A 25640-nucleotide genomic window follows, 5' to 3' on the forward strand; every position below is an offset into this window, starting at 1 on the left:
CCCCGAGCCGCCATCGACCCGTCACCTCAGCCAGGCCCGCCGCCCCGGGCCGATGCCGTCATGCCCGCCCGCCCCGCGCCCGCCGAGAGAGGCCCACCATGATCCGCCTGGCCCGCCTGGCCGCCTACACCCTGATCCCCTTCGAGCTGGCCCTGGTGACCATCGTGCTCGCCGGAGTCCGCGTCCCCCTCCCGGTCATCCTGGCCGCCGAGCTCCTGGCGCTGGCCGTCGTCCTCTTCGAGGCCGCCGTCCTGACCGGCCTCTACCGCGCCGCCCGCCGCAGGGGCGCCGCCCGCCGGGCCGCCCTCTCCGAAGCGGTACGGCAGGCCGTACCCGCCAAGGTCCGCCTGCTGATCGCCCACGAGCTCAAGTGCCTGACGAGCCTGGGCTACTGGATCGCCCGCCGCAAGCACGGCATCGGCCCCGGCCGGCGAGGCTTCGGCTACTTCCGCGGCCAGTCCACCACCCTGATGATGTGGCTGTTCGCGATGACCCTCGAAGGCTTCGCCTTCTACCTGATCATCCCCTGGCCCGTGCTGCACAAGATCATGCTCATCCTGCACGTCTACTCGATCGTCCTGGTCCTCGGCGTGATCGCCGCCGGCCACGTCCGCACGCACGTCGTCGGCGCCGGCGTGCTGCGCATCCGCTACAGCGCCGCCTTCGACCTGAGCGTCCCCCTCGGCCTGGTCGTCAGCGCCCGCATCGGCGCCAAGATCCACGACGGCGGCCTCATCCGGCTGGCCGACGACCGCCTCGACGTGATCGTCTCCTCCCAGACCAACGTCACCGTGCACCTGAGCGAGCCGGTCACCGTCGTCAGGCCCCTGGGCCGCACCGGCACCGCCAGCGTGATCCGCCTGTACGCCGACGATCCGCGAGAATTCGTCCGGGCGCTGTCGATTCCGGAGCCGGCCGCGCGTCATGGGGGCAAGGAGGTAACACCATGAAGTACGTGCTGTTCGTCTACGGCGACGAGAAGCCCTGGGCCGACGCCGGAGCCGCCGAACGTGAGGCCGTCTACGCCCAGTGGGGCGCCTACGAGTCCCTGCTCACCGAGCACGGCGCCCGCCGGGGCGGCAACGAGCTGGCCGCCTCGGCCACCGCCACCACCATCCGCAAGCAGGACGGCCAGGTCCTGATCACCGACGGGCCCTTCGCCGAGACCGTCGAGCAGATCAGCGGCTACATGGTCGTCGAGGCCGCCGACCAGGCCCAGGCGGTCGAGTTCGCCAAGGCCCAGCCGGGGGAGGTGTTCCTGCGGGCCGTCCACGACTACGGCCTGGACCACCTGGCCCCGGCCGAAGCGCCGCCGGGGGTGCGCTACACGCTGCTGGTCTACGGCCCGGGCGGCCAGGAGGCCACCCCCGAGCAGGCCGCCGCCTCCGCCCAGGAGCACTACGCCTACATCGAGCTGCTCCTTGCCCGTGGCGCCTTCCTCGACACCGTCGCCCTGCAGGGGCTCGACACCGCGGCCATCGTCCGGAAGCCGGGTGAGGGGGTCCTGATCACGCACGGGCCGTTCGCGGAGACCGTCGAGCACCTGGGCGGCTACTACGAGATCGTCGCCAAGGACCTGGACGAGGCGATCGAACTGGCCAAGGCCCTCCCGGAGCCGGTCGTCGAGGTCCGCCCTGTGGTGGAGTACAGCGGGTAGCCCAGGGTGGAGGAAGAAGTGCACCGCCCGGTGGAGGCCAGGAGGGCCGGAGATCCCCGCGATCCCGTCGCCCCCCGCGATCCCGGCTCCCTCCGCGACCCCGCGGAACCCGTCGTCCTCGGGGATCTCGACGATTCCGGCGACCCCCGGGGCCTTGGGGAGCCCGGTGACCTCGGGGATCTCGACGATTCCGGAGATCCTCGCGACCTTGGGGAGCCCGGTGACCTCGGAGATCCCCGCCACCCCCGCGACCCCGCCGTCCCGGGCAACGCCGCCACCCCCGCCACCCCCGCCACCTCCGGCGACCCCGCCACCTCCGGCGAGGTCGATGCCGGGGCCGGGGCGGCGGTCGAGCGGGCGTATCGGGAGCACTGGGCCCGGCTGCTGGCCATGCTGACCTCCGAGCTGCGCGACCTCGACCTCGCCGAGGAGGCCCTGCAGGAGGCCTACACCGCCGCCGTCACCGCCTGGCCACCCGTGCCGGCCAACCCGCCGGCCTGGCTGCTGACCACCGCCCGCCGCCGGGCGGTGGATCGGCTGCGCCGTACCGCGGTGGCGGCCAGGAAGCTCCCGCTGCTGATCGTGGACGAGCCCGACCACCACGAGGTCCCCGACGACCGGCTGCGGTTGATCTTCACCTGCTGCCACCCGGCCCTGTCCATGGAGGCCCGCGTGGCGCTCACGCTGCGCTGCGTGGGCGGCCTGACCACCCGGCAGATCGCCAGGCTGTTCCTGGTCAGCGAGGCCACCATGGCGGCCAGGCTCACCCGCGCCAAGAAGAAGATCAGCCAGGCCGGAATCCCCTACCGCGTCCCCGACGGCGAGGAGCTGACGCGGCGGCGGGACGGCGTGCTGGCGGTCATCTACCTGATCTTCACCGAGGGCTACGCCGCGACCGAGGGCGAGCGGGTCATCTCGCACGAGCTCGCCGGCGAGGCCATCGCGCTGGCCTCCCTGCTCGTCGGCCTCCTGCCCGGCGACAGCGAGGCGCGGGCGTTGCAGGCCCTGATGATGCTCCACCACGCCCGCCGCGACGCCCGCGTGCAGCCGGACGGCACGCTGGTCACCCTCGCCGACCAGGACCGCTCGCGCTGGCACCACCACGAGATCGCCGCCGCCCTGGAGGTACTGCGTCCCGGCCCGCCCGGCCCGTACCTGATCCAGGCGGCCATCGCCGTCCAGCACGCCACCGCCGCCACGGCCGAGGAGACCGACTGGCGCGAGATCTGCGAGCTGTACGGCCTGCTCGAAACGCTCACCGGCTCGGCGGTGGTGCGGCTCAACCGGGCCGTCGCCGTCGCCGAGGCGCACGGCGCCGCCCGTGGGCTCGACCTGCTCGACGGTCTGGACCTGCCCGGCTACCACCTGCTGCCTGCCACCCGGGCCGAACTGCTGCGCCGCCTCGGCCGCACGGAGGAGGCCCTGGCGGAGTACGGCAGGGCGATCGCCCTGGTGGGGACGGCCCAGGAGCGGGAGTTCCTGATCACCCGCCGCCGCTCCCTGGACGAGGAGTCCACCCCCTGAGCCGAGCGAGCCGCCCCCGGCCCGGGCGGGAGCGCACGAATCGGCCCCGCCGTCCAGACCCGGGGAGCGTGGGGAAGATCACGCCTCCCTCCGGCTGCTCCAGCCGAGGTCGCGGCGCTGGTCACCGGCCCGGCCCAGGCGAGTTCACGGTCACGGGCCGGCAATCTTTGGGCCGGATGGAATAGCGACCCCCGGATGTCCGTTAGCATCGGTAAGGCCGCTGTGGTCTGTGTCCCCCGGGCCGCAAATTACCGCCTTCACGGAATACCGTTCGGCTGGAGCCGTGTTGTGCCTCTCGCCGAGGAGGCGACCGCCACAGCGGCCTTAAAGCATCAGGGGTCCCGTCACATGACGGGGCCCCTGCCTTTATGGTGGGGTGCGCCGTCCCACGAGCCTGGAGTGATGCGTTGCTGTACGAGATGGTCAAGTTCGTCGCCGCCCCCACCGCGCACGTGCTGTGGCGTCCGCACATCTCCGGTGCGGCGAACGTTCCGGCCACCGGCCCGGGAATCCTGGCCGCCAACCACCTGTCGGTCATCGACTCCTTCCTCATCCCCGCGCTGCTGCCCCGCCACGTGACCTTCACGGCGAAGAACGAGTACTTCTCCGGCAACCCGATCTCCCAGTGGTTCATGCGCCTGGGCGGCAGCCTGCCGATCGACCGCGAGAGCGCCAGCTCCGCGCAGGCCATGCTGGACGGCGCGGCCGAGCTGCTGGAGAGCGGGCAGCTGTTCGGCATCCACCCCGAGGGCACGCGCTCGCCGGACGGGCGCCTCTACCGCGGCAAGGTCGGCGTGGCGTGGCTGGCGCTGAAGACCGGCGCGCCGGTGCTGCCGGTGGCGCTGTCCGGCACCGAGCAGGCGCTTCCGGCCGGGGCGAAGCTGCCGCGGCTGGTCAGCGTCGGCATCAAGATCGGCGAGCCGATGACGTTCAAGGGCGAGCACACCAACGCCCGCGACCGCCGCCGGGTGACCGACGAGATCATGGAAGCCATCCAGAAGCTGTCGGGCCAGGAGTACGTGCCGCAGTACGCCTCGTCGGTGAAGGCCCAGCCGGGCGAGTAGCACCCCGCCTCCCCCTCCAAAAGATCAAGCAAGCGCCGCAAAAAGGGATGAGTCATGCCTTATCGTCGCTAGGCTCGGTGGCCGGCCCCTACGGGAAGCATCACCAGGGGCCGGACCGGGCACGACAGGGGACACGAAGCAGGGGGTCAGAGTGGCGCGTGGCCGTACGATCGCGATCATCTCGGGAGCGAGCGTCCTCGCCCTGGCCGCAGCCGGAGGCGGCGCGTACTACCTCCTGCACACCCGCGGCACCCCCGCCGAGACCGCCCAGCGCTTCGCCGCCGCCTGGCAGGCCGGCCAGCTCGACAAGATGACCGCCGAGCTCACCGCCCCGGCCTCGCTGGTCGCCTACGAGCAGCAGCGCAAGGGCCTGGACGTCGAGCAGACCAAGGTCACCCTCGGCGCCCCCGTCGAGGGCGACGGCAGCGCGGCCGTGCCGTACACCGCCACCCTGAAGCTCCGCAACGCGGGCGAGTGGACCTACCAGGGGACCATCAACCTGAAAGTCCACGAACGGGCCTGGAAGGTCGACTGGACGCCGGCCACCCTGCACCCCGAGCTCACGCCCGGCGCCGCCTTCTCCGTCAAGAGCGCCTGGCCGGCCCGCGCGGCCGTCACCGACGCCAACGGCGACCGCATCGACGACGGCGGCGCCGGCGGCTCGATCCAGCAGCTCGTCGGCTTCCTGGACAAGGCGACCAAGGAGGACGTGGCCAAGTACGGCCCCTCCTACAAGGTCGGCCAGGCCATCGGCCGCGGCGGCCTGCAGGCCACCTTCCAGACGCGCCTGGCCGGCATCCCCGCCACGCAGATCATGCTCGGCGGCAAGGTCCTGCACACCATCAAGGGCCAGAAGGGCAAACCCCTCGAAACCACGCTCGACCCGCGGATCCAGGCCGCCGCCGTCGAAGCCGTGCGCGAGGTCGACAAGCCCGCCTCGATCGTGGCGATCAAGCCGTCCACCGGCGGCATCCTGGCCGTCGTCAACAACCGCGGCGACATGAACCGCGCCCTGGACGGCCAGTACGCCCCCGGCTCCACCTTCAAGGCCGTCACCGCCCTCGGCCTGCTGGCCGAAGGCGTCAAGCCCGCCGACCGGGTGAGCTGCCCCAAGTACGCCTACGTCGGCGGCCTCAAGATCCGCAACTCCGAGCACGCCGAGTACGGCTCGCTCAGCTTCTCCGACTCCTTCGCCTACTCCTGCAACACCACGATCGCGCCCATGGCCCAGAAGCAGCTCGGCGCCGACAAGCTCCAGCAGGCCGCCGAGCTGGTCGGCTTCAACCAGCCGCTGCAGATCGGCGTGCCGGCCCGCCAGCCCAGCTTCCCGAAGGCCACCTCCGACTCCGAGCTGGCCGCCGCCTCCTTCGGCCAGGCCCGGCTGATCGCCACCCCGCTCACCATGGCCTCCGTCGGCGCCGCCATCGCCGACGGCACCTGGCGCCCGCCCACCCTGGTCGAGGGCCGCAAACAGAAGGCCGAGCCGCGCCCGCTGCCGGACCAGGTGCTCAAGCCGCTGCACCAGATGATGTCCGCGGTGGTCACCAAGGGCACCGCCAAGGCCGCCGGCCTGCCCGCCGGGACCTACGGCAAGACCGGCACCGCCGAGTACGGCAACCCGGTGGCCGGCCAGCACGCCTGGTTCATGGGCTTCAAGGGCGAGGTCGCCTTCGCGGTGATCGTCGAGGGCGGCGGAGGCGGCGGCAAGGTCGCCGCGCCGATCGCCGCCCGCTTCCTCAACGGCCTGTGACCGCCCGCCCCGGCCGGCTCTACGCGCGTACCCCGCGCAGCCACAGCTCCAGCAGCCGGTCGGCGTACCCGGTGGTCAGCGGGCCGGTCCGCAGCAGCCACCGGTAGTAGAACGGCCCGTACAGCGCCTCGACCGCCACGTCCAGGTCGAGGCCGGCCGGCAGGCCCGCGGTGCGCAGCCGCGCCTTGACCGCCTCCAGCGCAGGGCGCAGCAGCCGCTCCAGCAACTGCTCGGCCAGCACCGGGTCGTCCTGCACCTCGGTGTTGAGCGCCCGGTAGGCCGAGGCGAAGGCGGGGTCGTTGAACTCCGCGACCGTCTCGTGCAGCACCAGCCGCAGGTCGGCGGCCAGGTCCCCGGTGTCGGGCAGCACCACCTGCTCTTGGGCGGCGGCGTTGTGCCGCTGGAAGGCGTCGAACATCACCGCCGCCTTCGACGGCCACCACCGGTAGATCGTCTGCTTGCCCACCCCCGCCCGCGCCGCGATCGCCTCCACGGTCAGCTTCGCGTACCCGATCTCCTGCACCAGCTCGAGCGCCGCCGTCAGGATCGCCGTGCGCGAACGTTCGCTGCGGCGGGCGGGGTTGGGACTCATGCCGCCCAACTATACGGAACGGTCCGTCTTGCCGAGCAGCCCGGCCACCAGCACCGGAGCCAGCGCCGCCGCCCGCACCTGGTGATCCTGCCCGGCCACCACCTCGTGCCGCGCCCCGGCGAGCGTCGCCGTGATCAGCCGGGCCGCGTCGTGGAAGAAGCGCGGGCTGGCGCCGCCGCTCAGCACCAGCGCCGGTACGGCCAGCGAGGCCATGCGCTCCACCGGGAACACCCCGCCGCACGTGCCGTGCCCGAGCGCCGCCGAGTCGTAGGGCAGCGACGGCGCCAGCGCCTCCACCTGCGGCCAGTACGGCTCGCGCCGCATCTGCTCGACCTGCGCCTCCGGCGTGCCGGCCACCGTCAGGAACAGCGCCGCCGCCTCCCCGCCGCGCCCCTCGCGCAGCAGCCGGGTCAGCTCGGCGTAGTAGGCGCGCCCCTCCTCGCCGTTGCCCGGGCTGTAGGGGCACTCGTACACCGCCACCCCGGCCAGCTCCACCCCGCGCGCCGCCGCCTCCAGCACCAGCGCCCCGCCCGAGGAGATCCCGTAGGCGTAGGCCCGTCCGCCCGCCGCGGCCACCACCGCCGCCAGGTCCTCCGCCTCGCGCGCCAGCGCCTCCTCGCCCGCCTCCTGCGCCGGAGCCTCCAGCCGGTACGGCGTGGCGTTGCCCGACCCGCCCCGCCCGCGCCGGTCGTAGTTGTACACGGTGAAGTGCCCGGCCAGCTCCCCGGCCAGCGCCGCGTTGGCGCTGCGGTCGCTGATCGCCCCGCACACCAGCACGATCGCCGGCCCGCTCCCCGCCCGCTCCAGCGCCAGCACCGTCCCGTCGGCGGATGTGACGTGCTCCATCGTCTCTCCCATGCTCGGCTGCGCGCCAGCCTCGCCACCCCCCGACCCCCCGTCAACCCCGCCGTCACCGATCGGGCGCCGGCCCGTCCTCGTGCTGGACCACGACGACCTGATCGTCGTCCTCGTAGACGACCCTGCCGGGGTCCGGCGACTCCACCCGGACGCACCTCTCGCCGTGCGCGTCGAGGATCTCCAGGTAGCCCGCCACCCGGTCGATGAGATGGCTCGCCGAGGCCTTGAACCAGGCCGCCGCCCCGGGATTCAGCTCCCGGTCGTAGACGGTGGGATCCACGGCGGAGGGATCGGTGACGTTCGCCTCGTACCAGGCGTTGCCCTCCCGCCAGAACCGCTCCTCCCGCGGGGAGAGCCTGCCCTCCTTGCCCAGCCGGTTCACCAGGCCGAAGACGCCGGGATGGACGCCACGGCGGTTCGGCTCCGGGCTCTGGAACCGCACATACACCGCCACGGACCTACAGGGCCAGGGCGAGGGCGGTGTCGTTGCGCAGGACCATGATGAGCAGCGTCGCCACCAGCGTGGCGATCAGCACCCAGCTCACCAGGATGATCACCGTGGAGCGTCGCGGGCGACGGGGCACGGCGGCGTCACGGGACCTGGCCTCACCCCGGCCGGCCCGCCGGTTGAACGACTCCAGACGCGCGACCAGTCGCGGGTCCTCCTCGACGAGGTGCTGCTCGATCTGGGCCAGCATCCGCTCCTCATCCTGCGACCAGGCCATGATGGATGCACCTCCGGAACGCACGTTCTGTGCCGACGTTCTGCCCACCCTTGAAGATCGTTATCCGCTCCTTGGCCTGGGAATTACGATCGCTTTCCCCGCGCCCCCGAGTTGCGATCAAGACCGAACAGTTGTTCTAATCAAGCCTATGCGCTGGGACAACCTGCGACTCGACGGCTCCACCGACGCGGCGGCCTCGCCGCTGTTCGGCGCGGTCGAGCGCACCTTCGACACCCCCGCCTTCCGCGGGATGACCTTCTACGAGGTCCGAGCGCGCTCGATCATCAACAAGGTCCCCGCCGTCAGCCGCGTCCCCTTCGACCACACGATCAACCCCTACCGCGGCTGCGCCCACCGCTGCGTCTACTGCTTCGCCCGCAACACCCACACCTACCTCGACCTCGACGCCGGCCTCGACTTCGACTCCAAGGTCATCGTGAAGGTCAACGCCCCCGAGCTCACCCGCCGCGAACTCGCCTCGCCCCGCTGGCGCGGCCGGCCGATCGCGATGGGCACCAACGTCGACTGCTACCAGCGCGCCGAAGGCCGCTACCGCCTCATGCCCGGCATCATCACCGCGCTGAGCGAGGCGGCCAACCCCTTCTCCATCCTCACCAAGGGCACGCTCATCCTGCGCGACCTCGACCTGCTCACCCGGGCGGCCGAGGTCACCGACGTCAGCACCGCCTTCTCCGTCGGCTTCGTCGACGCCGACGCCTGGCAGGCGGTCGAGCCGGGCACCCCGCACCCGCACCGCCGGCTGGAGGCCTGCCGTACGCTCAACGAGGCCGGGATCCCCTGCGGGGTGCTGATGGCGCCGATCCTGCCCTACCTCACCGACTCCCCCGGCCAGCTCGACCAGACCGTGCGGGCCATCGCCGAGTCCGGCGCCACCCACCTGACGCCGATCGTGCTGCACCTGCGGCCGGGGGCGCGCGAGTGGTTCCTGACCTGGCTGGGCCGCACGCACCCGCGGCTGGTGCCCCGCTACCTGGAGCTGTACGGCAGAGGAGCCTACGCGCCGCGAGGCTACCAGGAGCGGATCGCCGGGCAGGTCCGCGAGCTGGCCGAGCGCTACGGCATCGGCAAGGGCGGCACCCGCCCCCGCCTCCGCCCCAGACTCCGCCACCCCGCCCCGGCCCCGGCCCCGGCCCGGCACCCCGAGCCGGAACAGCTCGCCCTGCTCTAACGGGCGGACGAGGCGAGCTCGCCGAGGGCGGCGGCCAGGCGGTCGAGCTCCTCCTCGGTGTTGTAGTAGTGCACCGAGGCCCGCACCGCCGACGGCACCGCGAAGGGGTCGAGCCGCTGGTGGGCGATGTCGGTGGCGCTGACGTTGATCCCCTGCTCCCGCAGCGCCAGCCGGACCGCCCCGCTGTCTCGCCCGGCGACGGTGAAGGAGACGATCGCCCCCCGCACCGCCCCACGGTCCAGCACCTGCACCCCGGGGATCCCCGCCAGCCGCTCCCGCAGCCCGGCGGCCAGCTCCCGCACCCGCGCCCAGACCGCCTCCATCCCCAGACCCCGCGCGTACTCGGCCGCCACCCCCAAGGCGATCTGCCCTGCGACATACCGCTCCCACGTCTCATACCGCCGCGCATCACCGCGCATCTCGTAGCCGCCCGGCGAGGTCCACTCGGCCGACAGCAGGTCGAGGAACGGCGGCCGGTGCCAGCCCAGCACCTCCCGCCGCACGTACAGGAACCCGGTCCCGCGCGGCCCGCGCATGAACTTGCGCCCGGTCGCCGACAGGAAGTCGCACCCCAGCTCGGCCACGTCCACCGGCACCTGCCCCACCGCCTGGCAGGCGTCCAGCAGGTAGGGGACCCCGTGCTCGCGGGTCAGCCGCCCCACCTCGGCCGCCGGGTTGACCAGCCCGTTGTGCGTGGGCATGTAGTTGATCGCCACCAGCCCCACCCCGCCCCGCCGCAGCGACGCCTCCAGCGCCGCCAGCGACAGCTCCCCGGACGGCTCGTCCGGCAGCACCTCCACCTCCAGTCCCCGCTGCAGGAAGGCGATCCCGTTGCTGGCGTACTCGCTGCTGGTCGTCACCACCCGCGCGCCCGGCCCGAACTCCAGCCCGTAGAAGGCCAGGTCCCAGGCCCGGGTCGCGTTCTCGACGTAGGCGATCTCCTCACGCCCGGCCCCGACGAGCGCGGCGACCGAGTCGTAGAAGCCCTCCACCGCCCCGGCCTGCCGGTCGGCGGCCTCGTAACCGCCGATCCCGGCCTCCAGCGCCAGGTGCGCGGTGAGCGCCTCGGTCACCGGCAGCGGCGGCAGCGCGGCGCCGGCGTTGTTCAGGTGCACGACGGTACGGCAGGCGGGAGTCTCGGCCCGAACCTTGTCTACATCAATCCTCATAGTGGGTATTTACCGCACTAGCCCCACAAGGGGCACTTCATCGCCAACGGGGGGAAACCATGGCAGACAGCAAGAAGAAACCCGCGGCCAAGTCCGGCAAGGCCAAGAAGGCCGCGATCAAGGAATCCAGGGCGGCCAAGAACGCCAAGAAGCAGACGGCACGCGAGCCCGAAGCCTGATATCACCTGACAGGTAGCACCTCGTCCGCCACCTGATCCGGCCGCCGGGGGGCCGGACCACGCCCGGCCACCCGAACCGGTACGGCTCGCACGCACCCGTGGGCCGCGCCGCGCGCGACACCGGCGACCGCGCGAGCCGTACCAGCCCGAAAGCGAGCCCATGTCCGCCTACCTGCGCTTCCCCGCCATCCTCGGCGACGTCGTCGTCTTCTCCGCCGAAGACGACCTGTGGATGGTCTCCGCCACCGGCGGACGCGCCTTCCGCCTGACCGCCGGCCTGGCCGAAGCCACCTACCCCCGCTTCTCCCCCAAAGGCGACCAGCTCGCCTTCACCGGCCGCGAAGAAGGCCCCGAAGAGGTCTACGCCATGCCCGCCGACGGCGGCGCCGCCCAGCGCCTCACCTTCCACGGCGCCCGCTCCACCGTCACCGGCTGGGACCCCGACGGCGCCATCCTCTACGCCAGCGACGAATGCCAGCCCTTCGACGGCCGCACCTGGCTGCACCGCGTCACCCCCGGCGGCCAGCCCCACCGCCTGCCCTACGGCCCGGCCACCTCCATCGCCCACGGCCCCGACGGCATGATCGTCCTCGGCCGCAACACCGCCGACCCCGCCCGCTGGAAGCGCTACCGCGGCGGCACCGCCGGCGACCTGTGGATCGACACCGCCGGCACCGGCGAGTTCCACCGCCTCATCACCCTGCCCGGCAACCTCGCCTCCCCCTGCTGGCAAGGCGAACGCATCTGCTTCCTGTCCGACCACGACGGCGTCGGCAACGTCTACTCCTGCCTGCCCGACGGCAGCGACCTGCGCAAACTCACCGACCACCACGACTTCTACGCCCGCAACCTCTCCGGCGACGGCCGCACCCTCGTCTACCACGCCGGCGGCGACCTCTACCTGCTCGAACCCGGCCGCCCCGCCCGCCACGTCGAGGTCCGCCTGGCCAGCTCCCGCACCCAGCGCAACCGCCGCTTCGTCGAAGCCGCCGACTACCTCGACAGCGCCACCCTGGCCCCCGACGGCACCGGCGTCGCCCTCACCACCCGCGGCAAGGCCTACACCCTGGCCTGCTGGGAAGGCCCCGTCCTGCAGCACGGCCAGCCCGACGGCGTCCGCTACCGCCTGCTCACCTGGCTCAACGACCACCGCCGCCTCATCGCCGCCGCCAGCGGCGAACGCCCCGACGAACACCTCGTCCTCATCGACGACCACCACCAGCGCACCATCGCCACCCTCGGCCGCATCGTCGAACTGGCCCCCGACCCCGCCCACGACCGCGTCGCCGTCACCACCCACCGCAACGAACTGCACCTGGTCGACCTCGACCGCGCCGAATCCACCCTCGTCGAGGCCAACCCGCACGGCTGCCCCGAAGACCTCGCCTGGTCACCCGACGGCAACTGGCTCGCCTACGCCGCCCCCACCACCTCCCAGACCAGCGCCATCAAACTCCACCGCCCCGCCACCGCCACCGCGGCCGCCACCACCGTCCAGGCCACCGAACCCGTCCTGCGCGACAGCGCCCCCGCCTTCGACCCCCGCGGCCGCTACCTGTACTTCATCGGCAAACGCACCTTCGACCCCGTCTACGACGCCCTCCAGTTCGACCTCGGCTTCCCCCTCGGCTCCCGCCCCTACGCCCTCGCCCTGCGCCCCGGCATCCCCGACCCGTTCGTCCCCGTCTCCCGCCCCCTCGACGCCAAGGACGACGACGAGGACGAACCCGGCGACCTCGACATCGACCTCGACGGCCTCGCCGACCGCGTCACCGCCTTCCCCCTGCCCGAAGGCCGCTACGAACGCATCGCCGGCGTCTCCGCCACCAAGATCCTCATCCAGTCCAGCCCCCTCGAAGGCGAGGAATCCACCCTCCAGCTCTACGACCTGGACAAGAACTCCGGCGAGACCTTCGCGGAAGGCGTCACCTCCTTCGAACTGGCCCGCGACCACAAAACCGTCCTCTACCTGGCCGGCGACCGCATCCGCGTGGTCAAGTCCGGCGAGATCCCCGAACACGACGACGACCCGCCCTCCCGCACCAGCGGCTGGCTCGACCTCGACCGCGTCAAAGTCTCCCTCTGCCCCGAAGCCGAATGGCGGCAGATGTTCCGCGAAGCCTGGCGCCTGCAACTGGAACACTTCTGGAGCGGCGACATGGCCGGCCTCGACTGGAACGCCCTCTACACCCGCTACCAGCCCCTCGTCGAACGCGTCACCACCCGCGGCGAATTCTCCGACCTGCTGTGGGAACTTCAAGGCGAACTCGGCACCAGCCACGCCTACGAAAGCGGCGGCGAATACCGCCCCGGCCCCGACTACGCCCAAGGCAAGCTCGGCGTCGACTGGGACTACCACGACGGCCACTACCGCATCGGCGCCATCGTCACCGGCGACCGCTGGGACCCCGACGCCACCTCACCCCTCAACCGGCTCGGCGTCGTCGTCCAGCCAGGCGACACCGTCCTGGCCATCAACGGCGCCCCCATCGGCGAACACGCCACCCCCAACCAGCGCCTGGTCAACCAGGCCGGCCAAGAAGTCGAACTCACCCTCACCCGCGACGGCACCACCTTCACCGCCGTCGTCAAAGCCCTCGCCGACGAGCAACCCGCCCGCTACCGCGACTGGGTCAACCACAACCGCGCCCGCTGCCACCAGGCCTCCGGCGGCCGCGTCGGCTACGTCCACATCCCCGACATGGCCACCACCGGCTTCGGCGAGTTCCACCGCGGCTTCCTCACCGAGTACGACCGCCCCGCCCTCGTCATCGACGTGCGCTACAACCGCGGCGGCCACGTCTCCGGCCTCCTGCTGGAAAAACTCGCCCGCCGCCGCCTCGGCTACGACTACCCCCGCTGGGGCGACCCCGAGCCCTACCCGCCCGAATCCCCCCGCGGACCCATGGTCGCCCTCACCAACGAATGGGCCGGCTCCGACGGCGACGTCTTCAGCCACGCCTTCAAACTCCTCCGCCTCGGCCCCCTGGTCGGCAAACGCACCTGGGGCGGCGTCTTCGGCATCCAGCCCCGCCACCGCCTGTCCGACGGCACCCTCACCACCCAGCCCGAATACTCCTTCGCCTTCGACGACGTCGGCTGGCGCGTGGAGAACTACGGCACCGACCCCGACGTCGAGGTCGACATCACCCCCCAGGACTACGCTCGAGGCCACGACCCGCAGCTCGACACCGCCATCCGCCTCGCCCTCGAGCAGCTCGAAAGCCGCCCCCCGCACACCCCTGATCGCCAGTTTCGCCCCCGTATGCAACCCTGACCGGCATTACAGCGTCTAACAGGACGTAAGCGGGGAAGCAGGGACCACGGGGAACGACGGTCCCGTCCCGCCGAGAACGACGAACGACGACCAGCGCCGGTGGCGGAACGACCTCGCCACCGGCCACGTGTGTAGAAGGGGGCCTCCACCGGTGCGCGGAGTGGCACGCAAGGGCAAGGCAGCGATCAGACGGCTCTACCAGGGCCTCAACCGGCGCCGGGCGCGCAAGGCGCCACCGCCCTCCATCCACCAGGTGCGCTTCCTGCTCCTGCACGCCTACGGCATGGGCGGCACCATCCGCACCGTGTTCAACCAGGCCAGCTACCTGGCCGCCACCGGACACGACGTCGAGATCGTCTCCATCCTCAAAGAGGCCGACGAGCCGTTCTTCCCCATCGACCCGCGCGTCAAGTTCCGCTTCCTGGACGACCGCACCGTCGAACGCACCGGCCTGCGCGCCCAGCTCTCCAAGCGGCCCAGCCGGCTCATCCCCGAGGAAGAGACCGCCTTCCACCGCTTCAACCTCTGGACCGACCTGCAACTGGCCCGCTACATCCGCTCCCTCGAAAGCGGCGTGCTCATGGCCACCCGGCCCGGCCTCAACCTGGCCATGGCCCAGCTCGCCCCGCCCGGCGTCATCACCGTCGGCCAGGAACACGTCGCCTTCCGCACCCAGGCCGAACCCATCCAGGAACTCATCAAGTGGCGCTACCGCCGCTTCGACGCCCTGGTCACCCTCACCAAGGCCGACCTGCGCGACTACCGCGAAGCCCTCACCAAGAAACCCAAGAAGCTGGTCCGCATCCCCAACGCGGTCCCGCCCATGGGCGGCGGCGTGGCCAAACTCGACGCCAAGGTCGTCGTCGCCGTCGGCCGGCTCACCCGCATCAAGGGCTTCCACCGCCTGATCAGCTGCTGGCGCCAGGTCGCCGCCCGCCACCCCGACTGGACCCTGCGCATCTACGGCGCCGGCCCCCAGGAGGAGAACCTCGCCAACCAGATCACCGAACTCGGCCTCACCGGCAAGGTCCAGCTCATGGGCCCCACCCACGACGTCGGCGACGCCCTCGAACAGGCCTCGATCTTCGTCCTCAGCTCCCGCCACGAGGGCTTCCCCATGACCGTCCTGGAGGCGATGGCCAAGGGCGTGGCCGTCGTCAGCTTCGCCAGCCCGCACGGCCCCAAGGAAATGATCACCCACGAGTTCGACGGGCTGCTGGTCAAGCCGCGCACCGAGGACAACCTCGCCGCCGCCATCAACCGCGTCATCGAGGACGACCAGCTCCGCGCCGACCTGGCCGCCGGCGGCCTGGACACCGCCAAGACCTACAGCGTCGAAGCCGTCGGCACCCAGTGGGACGCCCTGCTGGAGGAGCTCCTGGCCCGCCGCAACGGCACCTACGTCCGCCCCGTCAAGCCCGAGCCCGACCTCCAGCCCTGACCCCTCCGGCTCCGCCGTACCCCTGGGAAAGAGGTACGGCGGAGCCCGGGCAGCCCACCCGCGAGGTACGGCGGAGCCGGGGCGAGCCACCCGGAGGTACGGCGGAGCCGGGGCGGGCCAAGCCTGAGGTACGGCGAGGCCCGGGGTGGGGCGCCTGCGAGGTGCGGCGGGCCCGCCTGGTGCGGTGGGCTAGCCGGCGACCCGCAGCGGGTAGTCCGGCAGCGGCACCCGATCGGCCGCCCGCGAGGCCAGCCGCCCCACCAGCCCCTTGCCCGGCATCACCGACGCCATCCGGAAGAACTGGTTACGCGCCCAGATCCGCCCCCGCGTCCCCGGCACCAGGAACCCCTCCGCCCCGAGCGCCTGCCGCTGCCCCTCGGCCACGAACGGCCGCATCACCGCCTCGAACCGCCGCCCCGCCCCCGCCACAGCGGCCGCGACATCCGAGCCCGCACCATCCGAGCCCGCACCATCCGAGCCCGCACCATCCGAGCCCGCCAGCTCACCGGCCAGCACATACGCCCCCACCAGCCCCAGCCCCGTCCCCATCCCACCGGGCCCGGGCGCCCACGCCGCGTCCCCGAGCAACACCACCGGCCCGGCCGACCACCGCTCCAGCTCAAGCTGCGCGGCCGGCGCGAAGTAGAAGTCCGGCGCCCGCCGAGCCGCGGCCAGCAGCTCCGGCACCCGCCACCCCACCCCCGCGAACCGCTCGGCCAGCAACCGATGCGGATCCAGCCCATCCGCGCCCAGCTCCGGCTCCAGCTCCGGTGAGGCGAAGTCGAGCCCGCCCAGCACCCGCCCCCGATGCCCGTGCACGCTCGCCGACACCCCCGGCAGACTGAACATCACCGCACTACCGGGCTCCGCCGCCCCCTCCGGCATCGAGAAGACCGCCTGGTACATCCCCAGATGCCGAGCCCGCCGCACCCCGAAGGCCAGCCGCCGCACCACCGACCCCAGCCCGTCGGCCCCCACCACCAGATCGAACCGCCGAGCCCCCGACCGCTCGAACACCACCTCGCCCCCACGCAGCCCGGCGACGCCGTCACCGAAGACGTACTCGACATCCGCCTGCGTGACCTCGTGCAACAGCCCCACCAGATCACCCCGCACGATCTCCACATCGCCGCTGGTGAACACCGCCGGCAACCGCGCCAGCCGCCGCCCCGCCGCATCCTCCACCACCGTGTCGCCCACGTGCGTGGCCCGCTCGCGCACCGCCGCCAGCAACCCCATCCGCTCCAGCACCCCGAGCTGGACCCGGCCCCGGAAATCCACCGCCTGCCCGCCCTGGCGCAACCGCGGCGCCCGCTCCACCACCGTCACCCGGTGGCCCGCTCGCGCCAGCCAGAACGCCAGCGCCGGGCCGGCGATCCCGGCCCCAGAGATCAACACATCCATGCGTACACCGTACAAACGGCTTCTCACCCTGGTAAATGGCCAGCCGCACTAGTGCACCACTACAGTGCACTAGGTGACCGCGCCCTACCTGCGCATCGTCGCCGACCTCCGCCGCGACATCGACACCGGCCGCCTGCGCCCCGGCGACCGCCTGCCCTCCACCCGGCGCCTGGCCCGCGACTACGGCGTCGCCATGGCCACCGCCACCAAGGCCCTCACCGCCCTGCAACACCAGGGCCTGGCCTACGCCAGCCCCGGCATCGGCACCATCGTCGCCGACCCCGCCCCACCCCCCACCCCGAAGACACCCGCGGCCGGCCCCGACCCCCTCCTGCGCGCCGCCATCCGCATCGCCGACACCGAGGGCCTGCCCGCCCTCAGCATGCGCCGCCTGGCTGCCGACCTCGGCCGCCCCACCATGTCCCTCTACCGGCAGATCCACGACAAGGACGAGCTCATCACCCTGATGACGGATGCCGTCCTCGGCGAACGCCACCTGCCCGACCCGCCGCCACCCGGCTGGCGCACCCAGCTCGAAACCCTCGCCCGCCTGCAGTGGCAGGCCTACCGCGACCACCCCTGGCTGGCCGAGGTCCTCTCCTTCACCCGCCCCGCCCTGTCCCCGCACGGCATGGCGCAGACCGAATGGGCCCTGCGCGCCCTGCACCACCACGGCCTGGGCGCCAACGCCACCCTGCACGCCGCCCTGTCGCTGGCCACCTACGTCCGCGGCGTCGCCGTCAACCTCCCCACCGAGACCGCCGCCCGCGCCGACACCGGCCTCGACGAGGACCAATGGCTCGCCGCCCAGCACGACCCCCTGCAACGCCTCCTGCACTCCGGCGACTACCCCACCCTCACCGCCCTCCTGACCGACCCCGCCCTCGACTACGACCTCGACAGCCTGTTCACCTTCGGACTCACCCGCCTGCTGGACGGCCTGGCCCTCCTCATCGACACTGCTGGAGAAAGGAGGCGCGATTGAGCACCCGGGACACGATCGCCGTCATCGCCGGCGCCGTCATGATCCTCGCCTTGATCGGCAAACCCGCCACCACCTCCCGCGCAGCCGCCGCCAGCCCCCTCACCAACACCGACGGGACCCGCTCCGGCCTGGCCCCCCTCACCACCGGCACCGAACGCCGCCAAGGCGCCGACGTCATCCGCGGCCTGCGCACCCGCCCGATGGGATCCAAAGCCGGCTACGACCGCCTCAACTACGGCGCCAACTGGGCCGACACCGCCCCCGGCGTCCCCTACGCCCACAACGGCTGCCGCACCCGCGACGACCTGCTCGCCCGCGACGGCCACGACCTCACCCGCGACGGCTGCGCCGTCAAACGACTGCGCCTGGAAGACCCCTACACCGGCCGCACCATCACCCGCCCCGGCCAGATCCAGGTCGACCACGTCGTCCCGCTGTCCTACGCCTGGCGCATGGGCGCCCGCTCCTGGCCGATGAGCAAACGCCTCGACTTCGCCCAGGACCCGCTCAACCTGCTGCCCGTCGACGGCGCCGCCAACGAGGCCAAGGACGGCTCGGGCCCCGCCTCCTGGCTGCCGCCCCGCGCCCGCATCCGCTGCGCCTACGCCGTCCGATTCGCCCAGGTCGCCCGCAAATACCGGCTCCCCGTCACCCCGGCCGACAAATCAACCATGCTCGCGCAATGCCGGTGACGGCACCCACTCGAACCCCTTCGCGAACGTCGCCTTCGCCAGCGCCCGCTGCCCCGCCTCGTTCGGATGGAAGAAATCCCACTTGCTGATGTGCTCCAGCGTGAACGGATAACCGAAAACCGCCCCCGAGTCCGTACGGCAAGCCGGCCCGAACTGCGCGCACACCTCCGCCAGCACCCGGTTGTAGGCCATCACCCGCGCCCGCACCCGAGCCCGCCGATCCACATCGGCCTTCTTCACCGACGTCGGCGACGCCAGCATCGACGGGCAGATCCGCCCCACCTTCCAGAACATCCGCGCGATCGCGTTGTCCTTGCCCGTCTCCCACAACCGCCGCAGATCCGGCACGCTCGCCACGAACACCCGCACCCCCGGCAAACCATCACGCAACGCCCACAACGCCTTGGCCATCCGCGCCCGGTACACCGCCACCGGCGTCATCTCCCGCTCGCTCGCCTTGCACGCATCCTGCGCCCCGAGCAACACCGTCACATACTCCGCCCGCACCGCCACCGCCTGCCGTACCTGCCCGGCCAGATCCGCACTCGTCGCCCCCGGCACGGCGAAGTTCCGGTTACCGCCCTTCATCCCCAGCCGCACATAGTGACTGGAGATCCCCGCATGCTCCCCCGCCGACCACGACCGCGACGGGCACGCCACGAACCACCCGCACGCGTTGAACCCCGCACTGATCGAATCCCCCAGCGCCGCCATCACCCGCGGCACCGGCGGCACCTCCGGAGCGATGAGCGACGACGCCGACAACGACACGGCAACCACCACGTGACCGAGCATGATCTGAAGGTAGAGACCCCCGAGCCCCGACGACGGCACCTCCGCCCACACCCGACCGAGTTCATATCGGCCCTTGACAGCCACCAGGCCAACACCAGCCCCCATCCCGCCAACCCAGGGGGCCAAAGTCGAACACGTTCAGATTCGGCATAGAGTGTCTTGGGTGAGTGTCGCACTGGGAACAACCCACCCATTGCCGGTTCGCACCACCACGGTCCGCGACCCCGGCGACCTGATCCAGGCGCTGCCCCACGCAGCGCCCTACGCCTGGATCAGACACGGCCAAGGCCTCGTCGGCTGGGGCGAAGCCGCCCGCGCCGACATCCCGCCCGGCCCCGGCCGCTTCGACTGGGCCCGCCGCTGGCTCAACGAAACCTTCGCCGACACCCACATCGACGACCCGCTCAACACCCCCGGATCCGGCCCCGTCGCCTTCGGCAGCTTCACCTTCGACGAGAACACCCCCGGATCCGTCCTCATCGTGCCCCACACCATCCTCGCCCGCCGCGACGGACAGGCCTGGCTCACCACCATCGGCGACGCCCCCCTCACCACCGCCCGCCCCCTCACCCACCCCGGAACCATCAGCTACGGCGACGGCAGCATGTCCGCCCCCGCCTGGCAAGCCGTCGTCGCCCAGGCCAGCCGCCGCATCCGCAACGGCGACCTCGAAAAAGTCGTCCTCGCCCGCGACCTCCTCGCCACCGCCGAACACCCCATCGACCTGCGCCTCATCCTCAGCCGCCTGGCCCAGCGCTACCCCGAGTGCTACACCTTCGCCGTCGGCACCCCCACCACCGGCACCCTCATCGGCGCCACCCCCGAACTCCTCATCCGCCGCACCGGGCCCGAGATCGAATCCCTCGTCCTGGCCGGCACCACCACCCGCGGCACCGACCCCGCCGACGACCACGCCCGCGGCCAGGCCCTCATGGCCTCGGCCAAGGACCGGCACGAACACGAATGCGCCATCGAATCGGTCCGGCGGACCCTCACACCCCTGTGCGCGAGCCTCACCACGCCCGACGAGCCTGAACTGCTGGTGCTGCCCAACCTTCAACACCTGGCCAGCCACGTCACCGGACGGCTGGCCGACGGGGCCAGCGTGCTCGACGTCGTCCAGGCCATGCACCCCACCGCCGCGGTGGGAGGGACGCCCACGCGGACCGCTGTCGACCTCATCCGGCACATCGAAGGGATGAACCGGGCCGGGTACGCCGGGCCCGTCGGGTGGATCGACGCCCGGGGGGACGGGGAATGGGGGATCGCCCTTCGGTCCGGGCACATCCATGGGCGGCGAGCTCGGCTCTTCGCCGGGTGCGGGATCATGGGGGACTCTGATCCGGCCGCTGAGCTGGCTGAGGCGCAGACCAAGTTCCGGGTCATGCAGTACGCGTTGGAAGGGTAGGTTCGCCGACCCCAGCTTGCCGCCGCACAGGATCACCACCCACCGCCCGGGGGCTCGCCGCATTGGTTGGAGGGGGGCCGCGGAGGCCGAGGTGGGCGGATCTGTGCGCCGCCAGGGGTTCTTCCCGGGAACCCAGGGTCCTCCTGGTACCCCAGTCCTCTCTCGGGGCACCGAGCCCACTCCCGGGTGCCGAGCCCTCTCCCGAGGTACCCGGTCCGCTCCCGAGGTACCCGGTCCGCTCCCGGGGTGCCGAGCTCTCTTCCTGGATCACACCCGGGACTTTCGCCGGGACACGCCCCGGGCCCTTTCTCGGGACACCCGGTCCGTTCCTCCCGAGCGGCCCTCCGCGCGGCCGGGCCGTCCCTTTACGGCCGCCTTTCCTCCTAACGAGGTACGGCTGGACACGCGGGGGAAACGCCGGATATCCGAGGAAAGGTCAGAGAAACCAACGGGCCGAACACAGGCAGGACAAAGCGCACCCCAAACCCAGCCCAACAGAAAAGGCCCGCGGCGCTGCCGCGGGCCTCTCTAGTTGCTCGTCAACCCTTACTCGGGGACGATGTTCTCCGCCTGCGGGCCCTTCTGGCCCTGGGCGACGTCGAACGACACGCGCTGACCTTCGTGCAGCTCGCGGTACCCGGAAGAGGCGATGTTGGAGTAGTGCGCGAACACGTCCGCACCTCCACCATCCTGAGCGATGAAGCCGAAGCCCTTCTCGCTGTTGAACCACTTCACAGTGCCGGTAGCCATTCTCTATCTCCTTAGATACGCGAGAGGTTCCGCTCTTTGCGAACCCCGGCGAAGCAATGCGCCCCCGGCAAACAAAAAGACGCCCGGGGGTCTATCCAGTCCACCAGGCGCTACACGTTCATGGGTACCACACAGCATCAGCCCCTACCTTAGCACGTGGACCTCCTGCTCCGGCCAAACCCGAGCACGACCGGCGGTCAAAGATGCGACCCACTCCGAGAACGCTCCCACCTGCGCTTCCTCCACCGCCACCCCGAACACCACCTCCGCGCCATAGGCCACCTCCAGCACCTCGAACGCCGAAGCCCGCAGATCGTTCTCCACCCGCCCCGCCTGATCGTGCGCCACCGACACCCGCAGCAGCCGAGCCGGCACCATCCGCACCGGCACCACCCGATCCAGCGTCTCGGTCACCGCCCCGCCGTACGCCCGCACCAAACCACCCGCACCCAGCAACACCCCACCGAAATACCGCGTCACAACCGCCACCACATCGGCGAAACCCCGCCCCAGCAACGCCTGCACCATCGGCGTCCCCGCCGTCCCGCCCGGCTCCCCGTCATCGTCACCCTTGGCCACCCGCTCACCGATGACATACGCCGAACAGTTGTGCGTCGCCCCCGAGTGCAACGCCCGCCGCTCCGCGATGAACGCCTGCGCCGCCCCCACCTCACCCGCCGGCGCGATCGCACACACGAACCGCGACCGGCGCACCTCGACCTCATGCTCCACCACGGACGACAACGTCAGATACGGCTTGCCCACCCACCCATCGTAGGGACCCCGCCCACCCCGCTAACCCTCCACCACCAGCGCCGCCACCTGCGCCCGCGACGACACCCCCAGCTTCGCGAAGATGTGCTCCACATGCGCGTCCGCCGTCCGCTTCGAGATCACCAGCCGCTCCGCGATCTGCCGGTTGGTCAACCCCTCCGCCAGCAAACCCGCCACCTCACGCTCCCGGGCCGACAACACCCCCAGATCCGCCCGCTCCACCGCCGCGGCCACCGCGTCCCCGTCCTGCTCACCCAGCCGGATCGCCGCCTCCAGCCCCATCGCCCGCCCCTGCGCGAACCCCAGCTCGAACCGCTCCGCGCCCAGCGCCTGCTCGACCGACACCAACGTCTGATCACGCAACACCAGCAGCCCCTCCAGCCCGTACAACGGCCGGGTGAACCGCGCCCACACCGCCTCAGCCGCCCCGTGCAACCGCGCCGCCCGCACCATCCGGCCCTCACCGACGGCCAGCAACCCCAGCAGATCCAGCCCCAGCGCCGCCGAGAACTGATCACGCAACCCCTGCGTCAACCGCAACCCCTGCCGAGCCAGCCGCAACGCCTCGGCCCCCTCACCCAGCAGCCCCCGGCACAAACTCATCAGATACAGCGCCAGCCCCTGCGCATAGGCCTCCCGCGAATCCGGACCCAGCACCTGCAGCACCCGACCGGCCGACGCCAGCCCCCGCTCCAGATCCCCCGCCAGCACATGCGCCGCACACAACGTCACCAGGCACAACAGATGCATGTGCGGATCACGCTCGGCCAGCGACCCCGCCGCTTCCTCCAGCGACCGCACCGACCCCGCCGCATCCCCCGCCATCATGCGCTGCATCCCCAGCCCCATCAGCGCCCGAGCCTGCCACCCCGCATCCCCCAGCTCCGCCGCCAGCGCACCCGCCGCCTCCAGGCAGCCCAGCGCACCCTCCCGTTCCCCCTGCACCGAACGGAACCACCCCAGATGGCACACCGCCATCGCCCGCTCCACCACCGGAGCCGGCACCGCCACCAGCACCCGGTCGTACCAGTAACACGCCTCCGACAACGCCCCCGCACACAACCAGTACGGCCACAACACGTACGCCAGCCGCGCACCCGCCGCCGCATCCCCCTCCGCCGAGAACGCGAACTCCAGCGCCGCCCGCAGATTCGCCCGCTCCCGGCCCAGCCCCGAGACCATCGCCACCTGCTCGTCACCGAACGCCCGGTCATACCACCGGCCCGCCAGCCCCGTGAAGTACTCCAGATGCCGCTGCCGCAACTCCACCAGCTCAGCCGCGTCCACCTGCTCCCCGGCCAGCTCCCGCATCGTGTCCAGCAGCCGGTAACGCCCCTCCTCCTCCGTCCGCATCACCATCGACTTGTCCACCAGGCCCACCAGATGCTCGACGATCTCCCCCGCCGCCAGCACGCCCCCCGAACAGACCGCCTCCACCGCCGCCAGATCGAACGACCCCGCGAAGACCGACAACCGCCCCCACAACACCCGCTCCTCCGGCAGGCACAGATCATGACTCCACATGATCGTCGTCCGCAGCGTCTGATGCCGCGGCACCCCACGCCGCACCGTCAGCAACGAGAACCGGTCCTCCAGCCGCGCCAGCAACCCCTGCAACGGGATCGCCCGCAACCGCACCGACGCCAGCTCGATCGCCAACGGCATCCCGTCCAGCCGCGCGCACAACGCCCGCACCGCCGCCCGGTTCTCCTCCGTCACCGCGAACCCCGGCACCACCGCCGCCGCCCGCTGCTCGAACAACGCCAGCGCCCCGCCGTCACCGTCCTCCACCGGCAACGGCGGCACCGGCACCATGTGCTCACCCGCCACATCCAGCGGCTGCCGCGACGTCACCAGCAGGCACAACCCCACCGTCTCGCGCAGCAACCGCTCCACCAGCAGCGCGCACTCCTCCACCAGGTGCTCGCAGGTGTCCAGGATCACCAGCGCCTGCCGTACCGACAGGAACTCCACCAACTGCTCCAGCGCCGAACGCGACTCCTGCTCCGGCAACCCCAAAGCCCCCGCCACCGTGCGAGCCAGCAACGCCGCATCGCTCAACGCCGACAACTCCACCAGATGCACCCCGTCGGGAAATCGGTCACGAGCCGCCTCCGCCGCCCGCAACGCCAGCCGCGTCTTGCCCACCCCGCCCGGACCCGACAACGTCACCAGCCGCGCCCGCGACAACAACTCCTCCAGCAGCTCCAGCTCACGCCGCCGGCCCACGAAACCGGTCACCTGCACCGGCAACGACGGCTGACGCGAATGCGTGGCGAGCGACATGAGAACCTCCGAGATGTCCGGGGATCGCCTTAGCGTACGCGCCCGAACACTCCTCGTGAGGGCATACCTACAACCCGCTTAGGTATCGCCTTTAGGTACGCAACCCGCTGCCCCACCCCGCTACGCTCGGTCACACTCGATAGGTGACGATTCGCCTGCCCGTCGGCCAAGACCACCAGCGCGCCCGGCTCCTCGACGCGCTCGACGGCCACCGCCTCGTCGCCGTCACCGGTCCCGGCGGCAGCGGCAAGAGCGTCCTGGCCCGCACCGCCGCCGACGACCACCCCGACAGCCTCGTCGTCGACCTCGCCCGAGCCCGCGAGAGCGACCTCACCGACCTGCCCCGCACCGGCCTGCTCGTCCTGGAGACCTGCGAGCACGTCCTCGACCGCTGCGCCCAGCTCGTCGAGGACCGCCTGGCCGCCGGCACGGGCCAGCGCATCCTGCTCACCGGCCGCGAGAGCATCGGCGCCGGCGAACGCACGCTCAGCCCCGCCCCCCTCGGCCCCGACGACGCCGCCCGCCTCTACCACCAGGTCTCCGGCGGCCTGGCCGTCGACCCGCTCGTCCTGGCCCGCCTCGACGGCCTGCCCCTGGCCGTGCACATCGCCGCCGAGCACCTGCTCGACACCCGCACCCTGGCCGCCCGCCTCGACGACGGCACCTTCTACGACCTGCCCGCCGCGCCCCACCACCCCGAACGCCACACCACGCTACGCGCCTCGGCGGCGTGGAGCCACGCGCTCTGCTCCTCGGCCGACCGCATGACGTGGGCGCTGCTGGCGACGCTGCCCGGCGCCTTCAGCCTCGACGAGGCCCAGGCCGTGCTCGACCGCGACGCCCGCGAGCCCGTGGCCCGCCTGGTGGAGAAGTCGGTCCTCGTCGTCGATGTGCTCGCGCGGGACGCGCGCTGGTATCGCATGCCGCAGTACCTACGGGCCTATGTTTTGCCTTCACCGCTCGCCTTTACATTGTAGATCACAACAGCTAGGTATGGAAGATCGGTATCTCACCCGATGCCGCGCCCTCGGCCCGCGCGCCAAGCTTTGGGCGGGCTCCTGAGACGGACCCCGAAAGGATTCTGGAGGGTATCCGGACGGGGGCGACGGCCCTCAGGGGCC

Annotated in this window: 22 protein-coding genes; 12 read left to right on the forward strand and 10 right to left on the reverse strand. The window is 71.9% G+C overall.

Annotated features, from left to right (window positions below; all coding sequences use genetic code 11):
* Nucleotides 1–98 precede the first annotated feature (98 nt).
* The 5 genes from ACIBG7_RS14165 to ACIBG7_RS14185 all read left to right on the forward strand — a co-directional run bounded on the left by ACIBG7_RS14165 (nucleotide 99) and on the right by ACIBG7_RS14185 (nucleotide 5995).
* The gene (locus tag ACIBG7_RS14165) at nucleotides 99–950 is read left to right on the forward strand and encodes a hypothetical protein (protein WP_397336420.1); all 852 of its coding nucleotides are present in this window, start codon (nucleotides 99–101) and stop codon (nucleotides 948–950) included.
* Nucleotides 947–1657 (forward strand): YciI family protein, encoded by a 711-nt coding sequence (locus ACIBG7_RS14170; protein WP_397336421.1) that lies wholly within the window; start codon nucleotides 947–949, stop codon nucleotides 1655–1657. Before ACIBG7_RS14165 ends, ACIBG7_RS14170 begins: the two co-directional genes overlap by 4 nt.
* A gap of 18 nt (nucleotides 1658–1675) precedes the next feature.
* Entirely contained in the window at nucleotides 1676–3181 is a 1506-nt protein-coding gene (locus ACIBG7_RS14175; RefSeq protein WP_397336422.1) for a sigma-70 family RNA polymerase sigma factor, read from the forward strand.
* 407 nt (nucleotides 3182–3588) lie between these two features.
* Entirely contained in the window at nucleotides 3589–4245 is a 657-nt protein-coding gene (locus ACIBG7_RS14180; RefSeq protein ID WP_357923373.1) for a lysophospholipid acyltransferase family protein, read from the forward strand.
* A 151-nt stretch (nucleotides 4246–4396) separates the two neighbouring features.
* Entirely contained in the window at nucleotides 4397–5995 is a 1599-nt protein-coding gene (locus ACIBG7_RS14185; RefSeq protein WP_397336423.1) for a penicillin-binding transpeptidase domain-containing protein, read from the forward strand.
* 19 nt (nucleotides 5996–6014) lie between these two features.
* Here the strand turns inward: ACIBG7_RS14185 and ACIBG7_RS14190 are convergent, their stop codons facing one another.
* From ACIBG7_RS14190 to ACIBG7_RS14205, 4 genes are all read right to left on the reverse strand, one after another.
* Nucleotides 6015–6587: a TetR/AcrR family transcriptional regulator gene (locus tag ACIBG7_RS14190; RefSeq protein WP_397336424.1), complete on the reverse strand. Its 573-nt coding sequence runs from the start codon at nucleotides 6585–6587 to the stop codon at nucleotides 6015–6017.
* Nucleotides 6588–6596: 9 nt separating this feature from the next.
* Nucleotides 6597–7433, reverse strand: coding sequence for an alpha/beta fold hydrolase (locus ACIBG7_RS14195; RefSeq protein WP_397336425.1), 837 nt, complete (start codon nucleotides 7431–7433; stop codon nucleotides 6597–6599).
* A 64-nt stretch (nucleotides 7434–7497) separates the two neighbouring features.
* Complete coding sequence (locus ACIBG7_RS14200) at nucleotides 7498–7893, reverse strand: hypothetical protein (protein WP_397336426.1); 396 nt, start codon at nucleotides 7891–7893, stop codon at nucleotides 7498–7500.
* 10 nt (nucleotides 7894–7903) lie between these two features.
* Nucleotides 7904–8170, reverse strand: coding sequence for a DUF3040 domain-containing protein (locus ACIBG7_RS14205; RefSeq protein ID WP_357923365.1), 267 nt, complete (start codon nucleotides 8168–8170; stop codon nucleotides 7904–7906).
* 148 nt (nucleotides 8171–8318) lie between these two features.
* Between ACIBG7_RS14205 and ACIBG7_RS14210 the strand changes: the two genes are divergently transcribed.
* Nucleotides 8319–9359 carry an Rv2578c family radical SAM protein gene (locus ACIBG7_RS14210; protein WP_397336427.1) on the forward strand — a complete coding sequence of 347 codons (1041 nt, stop codon included), beginning with the start codon at nucleotides 8319–8321 and terminating at the stop codon, nucleotides 9357–9359.
* Here ACIBG7_RS14210 and ACIBG7_RS14215 read toward each other — a convergent pair.
* Nucleotides 9356–10528 (reverse strand): aminotransferase class V-fold PLP-dependent enzyme, encoded by a 1173-nt coding sequence (locus ACIBG7_RS14215; RefSeq protein WP_397336428.1) that lies wholly within the window; start codon nucleotides 10526–10528, stop codon nucleotides 9356–9358. The genes ACIBG7_RS14210 and ACIBG7_RS14215 overlap by 4 nt on opposite strands.
* Nucleotides 10529–10867: 339 nt before the next feature.
* Between ACIBG7_RS14215 and ACIBG7_RS14220 the strand changes: the two genes are divergently transcribed.
* Complete coding sequence (locus ACIBG7_RS14220; RefSeq protein ID WP_397336429.1) at nucleotides 10868–13984, forward strand: S41 family peptidase; 3117 nt, start codon at nucleotides 10868–10870, stop codon at nucleotides 13982–13984.
* Between the two features lie 151 nt (nucleotides 13985–14135).
* Nucleotides 14136–15425, forward strand: coding sequence for a glycosyltransferase family 4 protein (locus ACIBG7_RS14225; RefSeq protein WP_357923358.1), 1290 nt, complete (start codon nucleotides 14136–14138; stop codon nucleotides 15423–15425).
* Nucleotides 15426–15614: 189 nt separating this feature from the next.
* Here the strand turns inward: ACIBG7_RS14225 and ACIBG7_RS14230 are convergent, their stop codons facing one another.
* Nucleotides 15615–16829, reverse strand: a complete 1215-nt coding sequence (locus tag ACIBG7_RS14230; RefSeq protein ID WP_397336430.1) for an FAD-dependent monooxygenase — start codon at nucleotides 16827–16829, stop codon at nucleotides 15615–15617.
* 73 nt (nucleotides 16830–16902) lie between these two features.
* Here ACIBG7_RS14230 and ACIBG7_RS14235 point away from each other — a divergent pair, with 73 nt between their 5' ends.
* On the forward strand, nucleotides 16903–17814 hold the full coding sequence (locus tag ACIBG7_RS14235) for a TetR/AcrR family transcriptional regulator C-terminal domain-containing protein (RefSeq protein ID WP_357923354.1): 912 nt from the start codon (nucleotides 16903–16905) through the stop codon (nucleotides 17812–17814).
* Nucleotides 17811–18506 carry an HNH endonuclease family protein gene (locus ACIBG7_RS14240; RefSeq protein WP_397336431.1) on the forward strand — a complete coding sequence of 232 codons (696 nt, stop codon included), beginning with the start codon at nucleotides 17811–17813 and terminating at the stop codon, nucleotides 18504–18506. The genes ACIBG7_RS14235 and ACIBG7_RS14240 overlap by 4 nt, the downstream gene beginning before the upstream one ends.
* Here ACIBG7_RS14240 and ACIBG7_RS14245 read toward each other — a convergent pair.
* A complete protein-coding gene (locus ACIBG7_RS14245) occupies nucleotides 18480–19301 on the reverse strand; it encodes a GDSL-type esterase/lipase family protein (RefSeq protein WP_397336432.1) in 822 nt (273 codons plus the stop codon). The genes ACIBG7_RS14240 and ACIBG7_RS14245 overlap by 27 nt on opposite strands.
* Nucleotides 19302–19464: 163 nt before the next feature.
* Here ACIBG7_RS14245 and ACIBG7_RS14250 point away from each other — a divergent pair, with 163 nt between their 5' ends.
* Nucleotides 19465–20709: an isochorismate synthase gene (locus ACIBG7_RS14250; protein ID WP_357923348.1), complete on the forward strand. Its 1245-nt coding sequence runs from the start codon at nucleotides 19465–19467 to the stop codon at nucleotides 20707–20709.
* Nucleotides 20710–21255: 546 nt separating this feature from the next.
* Here the strand turns inward: ACIBG7_RS14250 and ACIBG7_RS14255 are convergent.
* The 3 genes from ACIBG7_RS14255 to ACIBG7_RS14265 all read right to left on the reverse strand — a co-directional run bounded on the left by ACIBG7_RS14255 (nucleotide 21256) and on the right by ACIBG7_RS14265 (nucleotide 24519).
* Complete coding sequence (locus ACIBG7_RS14255) at nucleotides 21256–21459, reverse strand: cold-shock protein (RefSeq protein ID WP_357923347.1); 204 nt, start codon at nucleotides 21457–21459, stop codon at nucleotides 21256–21258.
* A gap of 144 nt (nucleotides 21460–21603) precedes the next feature.
* Entirely contained in the window at nucleotides 21604–22224 is a 621-nt protein-coding gene (locus ACIBG7_RS14260; protein ID WP_357923345.1) for a YigZ family protein, read from the reverse strand.
* Between the two features lie 30 nt (nucleotides 22225–22254).
* Nucleotides 22255–24519 (reverse strand): ATP-binding protein, encoded by a 2265-nt coding sequence (locus tag ACIBG7_RS14265; RefSeq protein ID WP_397336433.1) that lies wholly within the window; start codon nucleotides 24517–24519, stop codon nucleotides 22255–22257.
* A 143-nt stretch (nucleotides 24520–24662) separates the two neighbouring features.
* Between ACIBG7_RS14265 and ACIBG7_RS14270 the strand changes: the two genes are divergently transcribed.
* The gene (locus tag ACIBG7_RS14270; RefSeq protein ID WP_397336434.1) at nucleotides 24663–25496 is read left to right on the forward strand and encodes an AAA family ATPase; all 834 of its coding nucleotides are present in this window, start codon (nucleotides 24663–24665) and stop codon (nucleotides 25494–25496) included.
* The last annotated feature ends 144 nt before the right edge of the window (nucleotides 25497–25640 follow it).

It is taken from the genome of Nonomuraea sp. NPDC050328, assembly GCF_044459405.1.
Taxonomy (GTDB): Bacteria; Actinomycetota; Actinomycetes; order Streptosporangiales; family Streptosporangiaceae; genus Nonomuraea.

Excerpts from the sequence above, each read along its gene's own strand:
- ACIBG7_RS14205 (WP_357923365.1), bottom strand. The coding sequence starts at position 8,170 with ATGGCCTGGTCGCAGGATGAGGAGCGGATGCTGGCCCAGATCGAGCAG.
- ACIBG7_RS14170 (WP_397336421.1), top strand. The coding sequence starts at position 947 with ATGAAGTACGTGCTGTTCGTCTACGGCGACGAGAAGCCCTGGGCCGAC.
- ACIBG7_RS14195 (WP_397336425.1), bottom strand. The coding sequence starts at position 7,433 with ATGGAGCACGTCACATCCGCCGACGGGACGGTGCTGGCGCTGGAGCGG.
- ACIBG7_RS14215 (WP_397336428.1), bottom strand. The coding sequence starts at position 10,528 with ATGAGGATTGATGTAGACAAGGTTCGGGCCGAGACTCCCGCCTGCCGT.
- ACIBG7_RS14210 (WP_397336427.1), top strand. The coding sequence starts at position 8,319 with ATGCGCTGGGACAACCTGCGACTCGACGGCTCCACCGACGCGGCGGCC.
- ACIBG7_RS14165 (WP_397336420.1), top strand. The coding sequence starts at position 99 with ATGATCCGCCTGGCCCGCCTGGCCGCCTACACCCTGATCCCCTTCGAG.
- ACIBG7_RS14255 (WP_357923347.1), bottom strand. The coding sequence starts at position 21,459 with ATGGCTACCGGCACTGTGAAGTGGTTCAACAGCGAGAAGGGCTTCGGC.
- ACIBG7_RS14265 (WP_397336433.1), bottom strand. The coding sequence starts at position 24,519 with ATGTCGCTCGCCACGCATTCGCGTCAGCCGTCGTTGCCGGTGCAGGTG.
- ACIBG7_RS14245 (WP_397336432.1), bottom strand. The coding sequence starts at position 19,301 with ATGCTCGGTCACGTGGTGGTTGCCGTGTCGTTGTCGGCGTCGTCGCTC.
- ACIBG7_RS14220 (WP_397336429.1), top strand. The coding sequence starts at position 10,868 with ATGTCCGCCTACCTGCGCTTCCCCGCCATCCTCGGCGACGTCGTCGTC.
- ACIBG7_RS14190 (WP_397336424.1), bottom strand. The coding sequence starts at position 6,587 with ATGAGTCCCAACCCCGCCCGCCGCAGCGAACGTTCGCGCACGGCGATC.
- ACIBG7_RS14230 (WP_397336430.1), bottom strand. The coding sequence starts at position 16,829 with ATGGATGTGTTGATCTCTGGGGCCGGGATCGCCGGCCCGGCGCTGGCG.